The sequence below is a fragment of the Bradyrhizobium sp. CSA207 genome (genome assembly GCF_029051685.1).
Lineage (GTDB): Bacteria > Pseudomonadota > Alphaproteobacteria > Rhizobiales > Xanthobacteraceae > Bradyrhizobium.
Genome location: NZ_JAACFT010000029.1, coordinates 32,621 through 47,509 on the forward strand (window position 1 = coordinate 32,621; position 14,889 = coordinate 47,509).

A 14,889-nucleotide genomic window follows, 5' to 3' on the forward strand; every position below is an offset into this window, starting at 1 on the left:
GGGTCCTGGCCTTCGCCAGGACGACACTGGGGGTTTGGCGCGGGCTGCTTCCACATCGTCATTGCGAGGAGCCCCTTGCGACGAAGCAATCCAGGCTGTGTCCGTAGAGGCAGTCTGGATTGCTTCGCTGCGCTCGCAATGACGGAGCGTTGGGCGCTGCCGTCGCTTTCAATTCGCGCAGCAGCGCCCAACTGGCTACGACCTCGCCGCCCACATCTTGCCAAGCCTCGCCGACACGCTCGCCACCCACGGCGTTTCCTCCCGCATCAGGCGGAAGCCGAGATTGGCGGGCGGGACGCCTTGCGCGCAGCCGCCGGCGCGGGCGTCGCGGATGAAGTCGGTGACGTAGGCGCGGTGGGCGCCTTCGGCGACGCGCACGCCGCAGTTCACCGTCGAGCGGCCGGCATTCCCGGCTTCGTCGACGCGCGAGCGCACGAAGCAGGTCGAGGTCCATTCCCAGACATTGCCGGCGATGTCCTCGATGCCGTGATCGTTCACGCCGAACTTGCCGAACGGATAGGCCGTGGTGTCGGCGAAATCGCGTTCGGATTCGCGCTCATAGCGGCTGATCCAGCGTTTTGCTGGATCGCTGCCATCGACCGGCGAGCCGTCGTCCTTGAACCTGCTTCCGGCGGCAAAAGCCCACTCTGCGTCGCTCGGCAGGCGATAGTGATGGCCGGTCTTGCGCGATAGCCAGTCCGCATAGGCTTGTGCATCGTGCCAGCTGACCTGCACGGCGGGGCGATCGGGTGCAACCGCCACGCCGCGATCGAGAGCGCGGCACGCGTCGTCCCGCACACAAAGCTGATAGTCGGATGACGAAACCTGATGTCGCATGATGTGAAGCGGCCTCTTGAATTGCAAGGCGCGCAGTGGCGCTTCGGCCTGCTGCCCGGCGCGCGTGAAATCGCCGGCTTCCCGATAGGAGAAGCTGCCCGGTGCGATTTCGACGATGGCAGGCTCCGCCGCGGTGCCGTCGATCGTCATCTCCGACGCCAGCGGCGCCACTGCGATCGGCCCTGCAAGTCCGGCCGCGCAGGCGAGCGCCAATTTCAACTTGAATGCAATCAGCATGGTCGTTCCCCGAAGCAAGAAGGGGCCAGTGATCACCGGCCGCTTGTCGCGTCTAGTTGGTGTTGGCAGGCGGTATCTCGGCAGGCGCCTTCACCTGGGTCATCAGATCGTCGTTCCACTTGCCTTCGACCTTGAAGTGCGCGGTGGCGCCGAGGTCGGCGGCCTCGATCAGATTATGCGTGACATAGGCGTAGATGCCGGGTTGCAGGAATTTGTACAGCGCCGCCCCCGCCGAGCCGCCGCGGATGAACCAGGTTTCGAGTCCGGTCTCCGGCGCGTTGGAGAATTTTCCGGTCTCCCAGACATAGTCGCCATGGCCGCCGATCAGATGCGGACGGCTGTCGCGGTTGGCCTGCGAATGCACGATCAGGACGTTCTCGCCGACCTTGGCGGTCAGCGCGTTCTTGCCGGTGAGCGCGCCGGCCTTGCCGTTGAACACGACGTGCGAGGGGACCAGCTTCTTCATCACCTCTTCAGTGTCGGTGAAGGCTTCGCCGGGCGAATCGTAGGACTTGAAATTGCCCTTCTCGTCGCGCGGCACGTACATGTCCTGCTCGCCGATATAATAGACCTTGTCGTATTTCAGCGCATGGCCCTTGCCGTCGTTGAGGCCGTCGCGCGGCAACACCATCACGGCGCCGTTCATGCCGGAGACGACGTGCCACGGGATCATCGGGCCGCCCGGCGCGCAGTGATAGACGAATACGCCGGTCCGCGTTGCTTTCCAGCGCAGCACGACCTGCTCGCCGGGATTGACCAGGGTGAGTGCGCCTCCGCCAAGCGCGCCGGTCGCGGCGTGGAAGTCGATGTTGTGCGGCATGGAGTTGGTGGCGGGGTTGACCAGCGTCACCTCGACATAGTCGCCCTCATGCACGACCATCAGCGGGCCCGGCATCGAGCCATTGAAAGTCATGGCCTGGAACGTGGTGCCCTTCTCGTCGATGACGACTTTCTTTTCCTCGATGGTGAGCCTGAACTCCATGATCTTGGGCGCTTGGGTCGTCGCCTGCTCGTGCGCATGCACGAAGGGCGGGGCGACCAGCTCGACCTTCTGCCGCGGCAGCTTGAGTTCGTTGGTGGCGAAAGCGGGCGTCGCCAGCATTAGGGCGGTCGCGGCGGCGCTGATCAATGCGGCTCTGCGGGTGAACATCGGAAGCATCCTTCATCTGAAATGGTTTTGATGACGGGATGCAGTCTGCGCCGATCGCGGCAAGTTGATTTGCGCTGCAACAACTTTTCGCCGGATTCGCCTTCCGTGAAGATCCTTAAGAGGTTTGCCGGGTAACGTCGGCGGAAGGATACGACCAGACGCACCGCGCGACATCAGTCGCGCCAGCAACAACTCGTTCGCATTGTCGGTGGCGTTCGATCGTCAATCTATGGAGGTCGAATAGAGAAGCTGTATCGCAAGCCAGACCGCGAGCGACAGCGCCGCGAACACAGAGGCCATGATGGTCAGGACCCGTACCAGATAGCCGGCGCCGGTTGAGGAGGCGGCGGGGACGGGACGAAAGTCGTCGAAACGGGGGATGTGGCCGCGAACATCGGTAAGCCAGAGAACGAGATCGAGCGCGAGCGACGCCATGGCCTATCTCCAGAAGGCGCTGATAAGACGTCATAATGGCTCCAATCCTGCGCCGGGACTTTGAGCGAGCGCAAAAGCCGCCCGCCCGAAAAGGAGTAATTTTAATGCCATTCGGATGTGCCGCGATGCTGCGCGGCATGAATTTACCAATGGGTAAGACATGAGGGTTGATCTCGCGGCGAGCTACGGCGAGGAACGTCTACCGCGCTACACGAGCTATCCGACAGCACCGCATTTTTCGCCTGCGATCGGCGCAGACAGTTACGCCCGGTGGCTGGCCGAACTCCCTGCCGGAGCCAGCGCGTCACTGTATCTGCACGTGCCGTTCTGCCGTGAGATGTGCTGGTATTGCGGCTGCCATACCCAGATCGTCCGCCGCGACGAGCTTGTCGCGGCCTATCAGCAGACGCTCCGCAGCGAGATCGGACTGGTCGCCGAAACTATCGGCCGCCGTATCAAGGTCGAGCACATCCATTTCGGCGGCGGTACGCCGACGATCATGGCGGCGGACGCGTTCGCCGAGCTGATGTCGGCGATGCGCCAGGCGTTCTTCGTGCTGCCCTCGGCCGAGATCGCGGTCGAGATCGATCCGCGAACGCTGACAGCCGACATGGTGGAGGCGATGCGGCTGTCCGGCGTCAACCGCGCGAGCCTGGGGGTGCAGACCTTCGATCCCGTCGTGCAGCGTGCGATCAACCGCGTGCAGAGTTATGAGCAGACCGCCTCCGTCGTCGACATGCTCAGGCGTGCCGGCATTGCGGGAATCAATTTCGACCTGATCTACGGGCTTCCGCACCAGACCGTCGCCTCCTGTCTCGACACTGTGCGACGCGCTCTCGCGCTCACGCCCGACCGCTTCTCGGTGTTCGGCTATGCGCATGTGCCTGCTTTCAAGAAACACCAGCGCATGATCAACGAAGGCGTTTTGCCGGATGGGATTGCACGTCACGACCAGGCCTGCGCGATCGCCAACGCGCTCAAGGAGGCCGGCTATGTGCAGGTCGGGCTCGATCATTTCGCGCGCCCCGACGATCCCATGGCCATGGCCTGTGAGGAGCGGACGCTGCGGCGCAATTTCCAGGGTTACACCACCGATAAAGGCGAAGTCCTGCTTGGTTTCGGCGCGAGCGCAATCGGACATCTGCCGCAGGGCTATGTCCAGAACGAGGTGCAGGTCGGCGCCTATTCGCAGGCCATTTCCGCCGGTCGTCTGGCCAGCGCGAAAGGCTATGAACTGACCGACGACGACCGGCTGCGCGCCGACATTATCGAGCGCATCATGTGCGAGTTCAGTGCCGATCTCGGTGCGATCTGCGCGCGCCACGGCGCGATGCCGCAGGCGATGCTGACATCGGCACCACGGCTGAAGTCGCTGATCTCCGACGGCGTCGTCAAGCTCGACGGCGACCGGATCGCGGTGGCCAAGGACTCCCGCTTCCTGGTGCGCAGTGTTGCGGCCGCGTTCGATGCGCATCTGGATGGCGCAAAGCAACTGCACAGCCGGGCAGTTTGAAGTCTCTCCGTCATTCCGGGGCGCGCGAAGCGCGAGCCCGGGATCCATCGTGCAGCACGTGACGTGGAGAAATGGATTCCGGGCTCGCGCCATCCAAGTCGGCTATAGCCGACTTGGATCTTCAAAGTTGCCGAACTCGGGTAAACCCGAGTTCGGGCGGCGCGCCCCGGAATGACGGAGAGAGCTTGCGCTTCGACAAAGAGATCGCCACCAACTCCGCTATCGTCCAGTCGGAACGGAGACTGTCCATGCGCTTCCGATCCGACGATCTGGTCGACGACATCATGCGCTCGGCGCCGTACACGATCCCTGTGTTTCTCGCTTTCAGGATGGCCTGTGTCGGCTGCCCGATCGCGACATTCCACACGGTGGAGGACGCCTGCCGCGAGCATGGCATCGACCGCGAAAAATTCCTCGCCGCGCTGTGCGAATGCGTGCCGGCGTGAGGTCTTCACCTCGCCCCGCTTGCGGGGAGAGGTCGAATTTGCGCCAAGCGCAAATTCGGGTGAGGGGGAGTTTCCGCGAGTCCAACTGTCAACGTGATTGCGGAGGCGGCCCCTCACCCCGACGCTCTCAGCGCGAGCGAACTCGTCGCGGCCCCGTAAGAACGGGGAGAGGGAGACGCTCTTACGCCGCGCCGCTGTCCGCGCTGCGCTCCGCCAGCACGACGATCCTGTGCGGCTCACGCAGGATGATGCGCTGGCGACCGCTCTCGACGAGGCCTTGGCTCTCCCAGCCGCTCAGGATGCGGCTCACGGTGTGCAGCGTGGTACCCGTCATCTGCGCGATGTCCTGGCGGCTGATCGGGAAGTCGATCTCGATGCCCTGATCGAGCTTCTTGCCGGATTGCTTGGCAAGGCGCAGCAACGCATGCGCGACGCGTTGCTCGACCTGCTGGGTCGACATCTCGAGGATGCGAGTGTGGCTCTCCTGAAGCCGCGCGCCGACCGTCTGCAACGTATTGGCGGCGAGCGATGGAAACCGCTCGGCCAACCGCGGCCAGGCGGCGGTCGGCCAGATCAGGACGATGCTGTCGTCGACCGCGGTCGCGGTCGCCGGATAGTGCGCCAGCCCGATCGCCGTGGCGAGCCCGAAGGTCTCGCCGGGTGCGACATAGCGCACCACGATCTGCTCGCCTGTCGGCGTGGTCTTGGCCGCGCGGACGTGGCCGTGCAGCAGCAGGAAGAAGGACTGCGCGTCTGCGCCCTGCTCGAAGATGGCGCTGTTCTTGGGGTAACGCGCCGAACGCGCCTCGCGCAGGATCTCCTCGAGGTCGTCGGGCTTGACCCCGGCAAACAGCGGCAAATGCGTCACCAATGATCTGTCGACCCTGGCCATTCTGCCTCCCTGGCGTGGCGCTTGGAGTGTGATGGCACCTGCAATCGTCCGGGTATTTGCGATAGCGCAAAACGGAACTGGCCGGCCGGCAGTATTTTTCCAAAGTAACGGTCTGATGTCACAGGAGTTGCCATGGCTGGCGCCCGATGCCGCAATTTTGAGGGCTGGCCGCTGTTTGCGAACAGCTTTCGGCCCTTCTTTCTGCTCGCCGCGATTCAGGCCGCGTTGTCGATTCTTGTCTGGCTGCCGATGTTTTATGGCGAGCTGTCCGTGACCTCAGGCTTCGCGCCGCGCGACTGGCACGTCCACGAGATGCTCTATGGCTTCCTGCCTGCGGTGGTCACGGGATTCCTGTTTACGGCGATCCCGAACTGGACCGGGCGGCTGCCGATCCAGGGCACGCGCCTGGGTGTGCTGGTGGCGGTCTGGCTTGCCGGGCGTGCCGCGGTGACCTTGTCGGCGGATATCGGCTGGGCGTTTGCGCTTGCGGTCGATGCCGCCTTCCTGGCCCTGGTCGTCGCCGCCGCAACCCGCGAGATCATCGCCGGCGGCAACTGGCGCAATCTGCCCGTGGTGGGGCTCGTGCTGATGCTGCTCGCCGGCAATGTCGCCTTTCATCTGGAGGCGCATTATGAGGGCGCGGCCGATGTCAGCATCCGCGTCGGCATCGGCGTGGTCGTGCTGCTGATCTCGCTGATCGGCGGTCGCATCATTCCGAGCTTCACTCGCAACTGGCTGGTCAAGGTCAATCCCGGCCGTCTGCCGGTGCCGTTCGGACGTTTTGACGGCGCGGTGATCGGATGCAGCGCGCTTGCCCTGATCTCCTGGATCGTGACGCCGCTGAATGTGGTCACGGCTATCGCGATGACGCTTGTCGGTGTGCTGCACCTGGTGCGGCTTTCGCGCTGGGCCGGCGATCGGACTTCGGGCGAACGGCTAGTGCTGATCCTGCATGTCGGCTATGGCTTCGTTCCGCTGGGCTTCCTGCTGCACGCCGCAGCCGGCTTCGGCGCGCTGCCGCCGAGCGCGGGCATTCACGCCTGGATGGCGGGCGCAGCCGGAACCATGACGCTCGCGGTGATGACGCGCGCGAGTCTCGGCCATACCGGACAGGCGCTGACGGCCTCGCCGGCGACGCAAGCAATCTACCTCGCGATCATCGTTGGGGCACTGGCGCGTGTCGCTGCCGTGGTGTTGCCTGTGCATAGCGATGCGCTGCTGCACCTCGCCGCCTGCGGCTGGGTCCTTGCGTTCCTCGGCTTTGCGATTGCGTTCGGTCCGCTGCTTGCCGGCAGCCGGTGGCGCGCGCTCGCCACGATGGGCGCAGCCGCTCCAGCCCGCTGAGGGACTCGCCGACGCGTTCCGCGGCCTTGGTGCCGCCGCAGCCACGCCCCACGGAAACCCCAATCGAACCAGTTCCTTCCCTGCCGCGTCTCACCACGATGGCGTGGCATTCATCGCGCGTCCGGCTGGCGGCGCGGCGATATCGGCAGGGAGGAAGTTTGATGCGCATCACCGCAAAATGTTTGGCGACGACGAGCCTGGTCTTGGCGACCACGGCGCTCGCGTTGCCGTCGTGGGCCGCCGATGTGGACGCCACATCGGCCATCGACACGGTCACCGTCTATCCCGATGGCGCCACAGTCACCCGAATCATCGCGCTGGATATTGCCTCCGGTGACAGCACCCTCATTGCGAAGGACTTTCCGCTCTCGCTCGATCCGTCCTCCCTCCGCGTCGAAGGCGAGGCGGGCGCAAAGCTCACCATCGGCACCATCGATGCGCGGCCGCCGCGGGCGGCGCCCCCGGTCAACCTACCGGAACTCGACAAGCGCATCGAAGCGCTCAGGGACCAGCGCGCCGATCTGCAAGGCACGATCGATTCCGCCACCGCCCGGCGCAAATTCGCGCAGCATTTTGCCGAAGCCTCTCCCGCCGGCATGGGCGAGAAGGGCGAGGCCCGTCCGATCACCGAATGGCGCGCGGCCTTTGCTGCGGTCGCCGAGGAGATCGCGACCGCCGACACCACCATCCGTGACGCCGCGCGAAAGCAGCGCGAGATCGACCGCCAGATCGCACAACTCGAAGCCGAGCGTTCGGCCAAGCCGCCGAGCAAGCTGGAGGTGCGGATCGACGTCGCCTCCGCCGCCGCGACCAAGGCGACGCTGCGGATAACTTACGCCGTTCGCAATGCGCGCTGGCTGCCACTCTACGACGCCAGGCTCGATACCGGCGCCAAGGACCGCAAGCCACAGATCGAGTTGATCCGCCGCGCCGAGGTCACACAGTCGACCGGCGAGGATTGGTCCAACGTCACGCTCGGCGTATCCACGGTTCGCATTGGCCGTGGCGGCAGCGCGCCGGAGTTGAACTCGCTGGTCGCGCAATATCCGCAACCGGCGAAGCCGCTGGCGCTCGGCACGGCCTCGGATATGGTGCGGCCTGCACCGGTCGTGCGTCAGATGCAACCCCATCTTTCGGCAAAGGTGGCTGAGGCGTCCGAGCCGCGCGAGCGCGCCGACGAACAGCAGGCGGTCGCCGAGATCGGTGACTTCCAGGCCACGTTCAAAATTCCCGGTCGCGTCAGCCTTGGCGCCGCCGAAGGCGCCAAGAGCCTGCGCATCGCGTCCATGAGCGTGCCCGCCGATCTCGCGGTTCGCGCCGCGCCGGTCATGGATCCGACCGCCTTCCTCGAAGCGAGCTTCAAGCAGACGGACGATGCGGCGCTGCTGCCGGGCAAGGTTGCGATCTATCGCGACGGCGTCTTCGTCGGCCGCGGCAAGATCTCGGCCTCCGCCAAGGACGACGTCGTTCGGCTCGGCTTCGGCGCCGACGACAAGGTCAGGATCGAGCGCGCCGTGCTCAAGCGCAACGAGGGCTCGGCCGGCCTCCTGGTCACGACGTCCAAGACCGACGAGCGCGCATTCAAGATCACCGTCCGCAACGGTCACGACTTCCCGATTCGCGTCGCGATCGAGGACCAATTGCCGGTCAGCGAGAACGAGGACATCGTGGTCGAGATGCTGTCGTCGAGCACTCCGCCGACCGCGAGCAACATCCGCGACCGGCGCGGCGTGCTGGAGTGGTCGTTCGATGCCAAGCCCGGCGAGGCCAAGGACATCAACTTCGCCTGGCGCGTCCGCTGGCCCAAGGACAAGGGCATGGTGATCGTGCCGGCGGGCTAGAGGGTCCTTCACCTCGCCGCCGTCTCGTTGTCATGCCCCGCGAAGGCGGGGCATCCAGTACGCCGCGGCCTTTCCGTATCACAGAGGCGTCTCGGCGTACTGGATCGCCCGGTCGAGCCGGGCGATGACCGTGTTGAGAGGGCGGAACCTCACTTCGCCTTCAGGAAATCGGCGACCTCCAGCAGCATGAACTCGTCATCGTCGGCCTTGTTGGGATCGCGGCTGGACGAGAACGGCAGGTTGTTGTCGTTGCCGACGATGATGTGGCTGTCGTCGACGCGATCGACGTTCTCGATGGTGAAGAACGGGAAGGTGTAGACGCCGTCGTTGAGCGGCTTCCTCGCCTTCTTGTCGGGATCCTTGATCTTCATCAGGTCGATATAGCCGATCTTGCGCACGGGCTTGCCGACATTGGCCTCAGTGAGCTCGATCTTGTAGACGCGCTTGAACTTGGCGAGGTCGGGGAAGCAGTTCTCGCCGCGGGTGCCTTGCGGGCAGGCCTTGTCGGCTGTGCCTTCCCCGTTGTCGCGCTCGATGATGAGTCCGGCGCTCGGGTCGATCATGTTGAAGTCGCCGATGGCGTTGCCGTTCTGCTCGAACACATATTGCCAGTAGCGGCCGGTGAACTTTTCCGCGGCGACGTCGAATTCGAGGATGCGGGAAGCTTCCTTGCCGTCGACTTTCTCCCAGTCCTTCTTGTCGGCGTCCCACAGCGGACCCTCGAGCAGGCCGTAGAGGAATTTTCCGTCCTTCGACGACGCAAATCCCTCAAAGCCCTTGGAGCGGCGGAGGTTGACGTTGGTGTAGGTCGTACCCGGGGCGCCCGGCGTCGCCGCCGCCCAGTGATCCGGCGAGCGCACTGGCTTGCCGTCGGCGACCGTCTCGAACAGCCCAAGGATCTTGCCGGTCTTGTCGGCCTTCAGGATGTAGGGGCCGAACTCGTCGCCGATCCAGAAAGTATCGCCGATGATCTGAAAACCTTCGGTGTCGAAATCCGAGCCGGTGAGGTACCGCTTCTGCGCGTCCTCATGCACGATGCGGAACGGGACGCGTCTGTCGGGATCGTGCAGGAAGACAGTCTCGAGCCGCTCGATCTTGCCGCCGGCCCAATCCATCTTGTAGCGGTTGAGATACAGCATCGAATCCGGCGAGTTGGCGCGCGCGCCCATGCCGTTGTCGGTGATGACCCAGAAAGTGCCGTCGGGCATGGTCTTGATGCCGGAATGGCCCTGGAGTGGCTGGCCCTTGAACGGCAGCGACACGCCGGTCGGACGCTCATAGGACTTGCCCATCACGGTGCCGAGCGCATCGACGCGCTTGCCGGTGGTGTATTTTCCGGAGGTCTTGAGATCGGCGGGCGCATCCGCCGGCGCGTCGATGAAGGTGGCGGCCGGCATCACCACGTGGCCGGCGAGCTTGGCCGGGAATTCGCCTTCGCTCTGCGCGAGCGCGGTGCCCGCGGTGAGGATGATTGTTGCCACGGAGGCAAGAAAAGTCGCGCGCATGGGCGTCTCCTGTTAATGGAGCCGTCTTATGCGGACCGCGTGTTGCAGTTTTGTGAAGGCGGGCGAAAGGCCGGAGCTGCTTGCTACTCCTTTACCGCGCCGGTCAGCGAAGAAACGTAGTAATCCACGAACAGCGAATAGAAGATCGCAACCGGCAGCGAGCCGAGCAGCGATCCGGCCATCAGCGCCCCCCACTGGTAGACGTCGCCGGTGACGAGCTCGGTCAGGATCGCGACCGGGACGGTCTTGTTGGCGCCGCTCTGGATGAAGGCGAGCGCGTAGATGAACTCGTTCCACGACAGCGTGAAGGAGAAGATGCCGGCCGAGATCAGGCCGGGCACCGCGAGCGGCAGCGTGATCCGCCGCAGGATCTGCAGCCGCGTCGCGCCGTCGACCAGCGCGCATTCCTCGAGCTCATAGGGAATCGACTTGAAATAGCCGATCAGCAGCCAGGTGCAGAACGGCACCAGGAAGGTCGGATAGACCAGGATCAGCGCCAGCGGACTGTCGAACAGGCCGAACTGCACCACCACGGTCGCAAGCGGGATGAACAGGATCGACGGCGGCACCAGATAGGCCAGATAAATGCCGAGGCCGACATAAGGGCTGCCGCGAAAGCGCAGCCGTTCGATGGCATAGGCCGCCAGCGTGCTCGCGATCAGCGACAGCGTCGTCGATCCGATCGCGACCATCATCGTCGTCCACAGCCAGCGCGGATAGGCCGTGTCGAACAGCAGGTGCTTGATGTGAGCGAGCGTCGGCGAGGAGATCCAGAACGGGTTGTGCTGTTTGAAATTCATCAGTTCCGCGTTCGGCTTGAACGAGGTGATCGCCATCCAGTAGAACGGAAACAGCAGGATCAGCACGAAGCAGCCGAGCGGCAGATAGATCATCATCAGCCGCCGCAGCCCGGAATCCCAGGCCATGGTATCGGGTGCGGCTTTGGCGGCGGTGGCCGACTGCGCGACGGTGTCAGTCATTGCTCTCTCCCTGCTGCCATTTGCGGCGCGCCAGGCCGAAATAGGAGAACAGCGTCGCGAACACCAGGAACGGGATCATCGACACTGCGATGGCGGCGCCCTCGCCGAGCTCGCCGCCGGCGATGCCGCGCTGAAAGGCCAGCGTTGCCAGCAGATGGGTCGAGTTGCCGGGGCCGCCGCGGGTGATGGCGTAGACGAGCTGGAAGTCGGTGAAGGTGAAGATGATCGAGAAGGTCATGACGATGGCGAGGATCGGCATCATCATCGGAAAGGTGATGTAGCGGAAGCGCTGCCAGGCGCTGGCGCCGTCGAGCATCGCCGCCTCGTAGAGTGACGGCGAGATGGTCTGCAGGCCGGCGAGCAGCGAGATCGCGACGAAGGGGATGCCGCGCCAGATGTTGGCGGCGATCAGCGAGAAACGCGCCGGCCAGGGCGAACCGAGGAAGTCGACATTGCTCGAGCGCCAATGCAGCACGTCGACCAGCAGATAGGAGATGATCGAGAACTGCGGATCGTAGATCCACCAGAACGCCAGCGCCGAGAGCACCGTCGGAACGATCCAGGGCAGCAGGATGATCGCACGCAGCAGGCTCTTGAACGGAAAATGGTTGTTGAGCAGGAGCGCGAGCCAGAAGCCGAGCGCGAACTTTCCGAACGTCGCGATTCCCGTGTAGACCACGCTGTAGAACACCGCGTTCCACCACAGGGGATCGGTGAGCAGATACTGGAAATTCTCGAAGCCGACGAAGACGCCGCGCCGGCCGATCGTGGTGTCGGTGAAGGCGAGCCAGATGCCGAGGCCGAGCGGATAGGTGAGGAAGACCGCGAGCAGGCCGATCGCGGGTGCAAGGCACATCACGACCAGGAACGGCTTGTAGTCGAACAGCCGCACGATCCAGCCGGGTTGCCGGACCGCGATGCTGCTCGATGAAAGGGTGGTTACGGACATCGGATCCTTATCCTGGTCTGACTTCCAAAGTCATTCCGGGGCGATGCGCAGCATCGAACCCGGAATCTCGAGATTCCGGGTCTGGTGCTTGCGTACCATCCCGGAATCACGACGTGCCAATTGCTCCTCGCCGGTGACGGCCGCGCCTTCGCGTTACTTCGCCGCCTGCCGCCTAAAATACCGCTTGCAGCGTTGTTCGGCTTCCGCGGCCGCGGCCTCCGGCGTGGCTGCGCCGGTCGCGACCGATGCGCACATCTGAATCAGCACGTAGTCGGCGCTGACGGCACCGGTGGCCGTCGAGATCGGGCCCTTGTAGCCGTCATAATAGGTGCTGTTCATCGTGTCCTTGAACAGTTTCACCTTGGGATCCTGCGACCACACGGCGGCCTCGGCATAGGCGGCCAGCGGCTGGGCCCAATAGCCGGAGTTGGCGTTGAGCCACGGCTCGTATTGGTCCTTCTCCAGCATGTATTGCAGGAAGGCCTTTGCGGCGTTGGGGTACTGGCTATGCTTGAACGCCATGGCGTTCAGCGTCAGTCCTGCCATCGGAGAGATCTTGGCCACGCCCTTTGGCAGCAGCTGATGCTCGCTGTCGTCGGCGATCGCCTTGGTCGCAGGATCGTTCTTCAGCGAGAAGTACAGCGAGACGCCGTTGGCGGTCAGCGCGATCTCCTGCGAAGAGTAGGCCCGATTGTTGCTGACGTCATTCCACGACGTCGTGCCGGCGATGAAGGTCGGGTAGAGCTGCTTGACCCAGTTCAGCGCGGCGATCGTCTCCTTGCTGTTGATGGTGATGTTGCCCTCCTCATCGAGCAGGGAGGCGTTATGCGACCACAGCGCCCAGTTCGCGAAACCGTTGCCGTCGCCCTTGGCGTTGCCGAGCGCGAAGCCCGCCGGCTTGCCGGCCTTGTGCAGCTTCTGGCACAGGTCGACGATACCGGCATGGTCTTCCGGCACCTTGTCGAAGCCGACCGATTGCAGGATCGATTTGCGGTAGATCAGCGGACCCGCGGTGGCGCCGAACGGCAGTCCGATCCAGGCGTCGCTCTTGTTCCTCTTGCCGTAGCGCTGCGCCAGCGGCAGCCAGCCGCCATAGCGCTTGCCGAGATAGTCGGCGACATCGGTCAGCTCGATCAGCTTGTCGATATAGATGTGCGGTGCATCGGAGAAGCCGATGATGATGTCGGGGCCGGCGCCGGAATTGGCGGTCACCGCGGTCTGCTGGTTGATGTCCTCCCAGCCGACGAAGTCGACCTTGACCTCGACCCCGGTCTCCTTGGTGAACTTGGCCGCGTTGGCGCGGAACACGTCTTCGTCGGCCTGGACGAAACGGACCGGCCGCAGCATGCGCAGGGTCGCGCCCTTCTCGATCGGCAGTTTCGGAGCGGGGGCATCCGCGGCCTTGATCGCGGATTGAGCATTCGCCGGTGTACCGGTTGCCGCGATTGCCGCAGCGGACAGGCCCAGCGCCAAGGCATCACGACGTGTGATGTCGTTCCTCATCAGTTCCTCCCTGTGATGTCTCCCTTCCCGGCGTTGCTCGCCGGTGAAGGGTCGTTCCGTTTTGCGGCGCGTTCTGCGCCAGCCGCCTAGCTGTTCGGCCCGCGATCCATGCTGACGGGCTGCCAGCGGCGGAGCGCGGTGCTTTGCAGCACCGACGGGTTGACGCAGCTTACCGGCCACATGCCCTGAAGCACCAGTGACAATTCGTAGCCCACGCGCCGCTTGCGCGCCTCGTCGAACCGTGCCGAGGCGGATGCGACATGGGCGGTCAGGGTGACGTTCTCCATGCCGAGCAGGGGATTGTTGTGCGACGGCGGTTCCTTTTCCAGCACGTCGAGGGCGGCGTGCGCGATCCAGCCCTCCTGCAGCGCCTTGATCAGGCTCTCCTCGTCCACCGTGGCACCGCGGCCGGTATTGATGAAGATCGAGCCCTTCTTCATCTGCCGAAAGTGCTTCTCGGTCAGCATGTGATGCACCTCGGGCCGGGCAGGTGCATGCATCGAGACGAAATCGGATTGCGACAGCACCTCGTTCAGCGTCGCCGGGATGACGCCGTGGTCGTACATCAGCGTCTCCTGGATGAAGGGATCGTAGGCCATCATGCGCAGGCCGAAGGGGGCGGCGCGCTTTGCCACCGCACGCGCGACACGGCCGAACGAGACGAAGCCGAGCGTCTGGCCCATCAGCCGCGGAACCTTCAACAGCGCCGGCCGGCCCTCGGCCCAGCGGCCGCTGCGGACCATGCGGTCCTGCTCGACCAGACGGCGGAAGCCGGCGAGCAGCAGCATCATGGCGTGGTCGGCGACTTCCTCGATGAACGTGTCCGGAATGTTGGTGACGGGAATGCCACGCGCAGTGGCGGCCTTGACGTCGACGCTATCGACGCCGACCGAGCCGAGCGTGATCACCTTGCAGCTCTCCAGCGCGTCGATGATCGACTTGGTGATCGGGATGCCCTTGGCGTAGATGGCGTCGGCTGTTTTCGCGGCGGCGATGAACTCGGCTTCGCTCGCCGGCGCCTCGATGATCTCGGCATCGATCGGATCGAGCGCCTCGCGCTCGTAGGAATAATCGCTGCCTGCGACCGTGAAGCTCGCGCCCTTCGGCGTCACCACCCTGTATTTCGGCATGTTCTGCTCCCGATTTGGTTTGTCGGTTCTTGTTCTATGACCCGCACCTGTGCCGGGCCTTTGCGCCTTTTACGCGAAATCCGCGCGGTTGCGTACAATCGGCGGTTGCGGAAGGCGGAGAATATCC

The 14,889-nt window shown here is 64.4% G+C and carries 13 protein-coding genes; 4 read left to right on the forward strand and 9 right to left on the reverse strand.

Translation table 11 applies throughout. The annotated features are described in order from the left end of the window. Nucleotides 1-195 precede the first annotated feature (195 nt). The 3 genes from GWG65_RS28710 to GWG65_RS28720 form a co-directional block, all read right to left on the reverse strand. On the reverse strand, nt 196-1,074 hold the full coding sequence (locus GWG65_RS28710) for an SUMF1/EgtB/PvdO family nonheme iron enzyme (RefSeq protein ID WP_275198881.1): 879 nt from the start codon (nt 1,072-1,074) through the stop codon (nt 196-198). Between the two features lie 52 nt (nt 1,075-1,126). After that, nucleotides 1,127-2,224 carry a copper-containing nitrite reductase gene (gene nirK, locus GWG65_RS28715; protein ID WP_275198882.1) on the reverse strand — a complete coding sequence of 366 codons (1,098 nt, stop codon included), beginning with the start codon at nt 2,222-2,224 and terminating at the stop codon, nt 1,127-1,129. Nucleotides 2,225-2,446: 222 nt separating this feature from the next. Further along, complete coding sequence (locus tag GWG65_RS28720; RefSeq protein ID WP_275198883.1) at nt 2,447-2,659, reverse strand: hypothetical protein; 213 nt, start codon at nt 2,657-2,659, stop codon at nt 2,447-2,449. Between the two features lie 160 nt (nt 2,660-2,819). Between GWG65_RS28720 and hemN the strand changes: the two genes are divergently transcribed. Continuing rightward, entirely contained in the window at nt 2,820-4,172 is a 1,353-nt protein-coding gene (gene hemN / locus GWG65_RS28725) for an oxygen-independent coproporphyrinogen III oxidase (RefSeq protein WP_275198884.1), read from the forward strand. 248 nt (nt 4,173-4,420) lie between these two features. After that, a complete protein-coding gene (locus tag GWG65_RS28730) occupies nt 4,421-4,618 on the forward strand; it encodes a DUF1858 domain-containing protein (RefSeq protein ID WP_275198885.1) in 198 nt (65 codons plus the stop codon). Between the two features lie 181 nt (nt 4,619-4,799). Here GWG65_RS28730 and GWG65_RS28735 read toward each other — a convergent pair whose 3' ends face one another. Next, nucleotides 4,800-5,510, reverse strand: a complete 711-nt coding sequence (locus tag GWG65_RS28735) for a Crp/Fnr family transcriptional regulator (protein WP_275198886.1) — start codon at nt 5,508-5,510, stop codon at nt 4,800-4,802. Nucleotides 5,511-5,642: 132 nt separating this feature from the next. Between GWG65_RS28735 and GWG65_RS28740 the strand changes: the two genes are divergently transcribed. Together GWG65_RS28740 and GWG65_RS28745 are read left to right on the forward strand one after the other, a co-directional pair. Then, a complete protein-coding gene (locus GWG65_RS28740) occupies nt 5,643-6,854 on the forward strand; it encodes an NnrS family protein (RefSeq protein ID WP_275198887.1) in 1,212 nt (403 codons plus the stop codon). Between the two features lie 161 nt (nt 6,855-7,015). Then, nucleotides 7,016-8,695 (forward strand): mucoidy inhibitor MuiA family protein, encoded by a 1,680-nt coding sequence (locus GWG65_RS28745; protein ID WP_275198888.1) that lies wholly within the window; start codon nt 7,016-7,018, stop codon nt 8,693-8,695. A 149-nt stretch (nt 8,696-8,844) separates the two neighbouring features. Here GWG65_RS28745 and GWG65_RS28750 read toward each other — a convergent pair whose 3' ends face one another. The 5 genes from GWG65_RS28750 to GWG65_RS28770 form a co-directional block, all read right to left on the reverse strand. Further along, on the reverse strand, nt 8,845-10,200 hold the full coding sequence (locus GWG65_RS28750; RefSeq protein ID WP_275198889.1) for an esterase-like activity of phytase family protein: 1,356 nt from the start codon (nt 10,198-10,200) through the stop codon (nt 8,845-8,847). Between the two features lie 83 nt (nt 10,201-10,283). After that, on the reverse strand, nt 10,284-11,180 hold the full coding sequence (locus tag GWG65_RS28755) for a carbohydrate ABC transporter permease (protein ID WP_275198890.1): 897 nt from the start codon (nt 11,178-11,180) through the stop codon (nt 10,284-10,286). Then, nucleotides 11,173-12,129, reverse strand: coding sequence for a sugar ABC transporter permease (locus GWG65_RS28760; protein ID WP_275198891.1), 957 nt, complete (start codon nt 12,127-12,129; stop codon nt 11,173-11,175). Before GWG65_RS28760 ends, GWG65_RS28755 begins: the two co-directional genes overlap by 8 nt. 153 nt (nt 12,130-12,282) lie before the next feature. Next, nucleotides 12,283-13,632, reverse strand: a complete 1,350-nt coding sequence (locus tag GWG65_RS28765; protein WP_275198892.1) for an extracellular solute-binding protein — start codon at nt 13,630-13,632, stop codon at nt 12,283-12,285. A gap of 86 nt (nt 13,633-13,718) precedes the next feature. After that, nucleotides 13,719-14,762, reverse strand: coding sequence for a C-terminal binding protein (locus tag GWG65_RS28770; protein WP_275198893.1), 1,044 nt, complete (start codon nt 14,760-14,762; stop codon nt 13,719-13,721). Between the last annotated feature and the right edge of the window lie 127 nt (nt 14,763-14,889).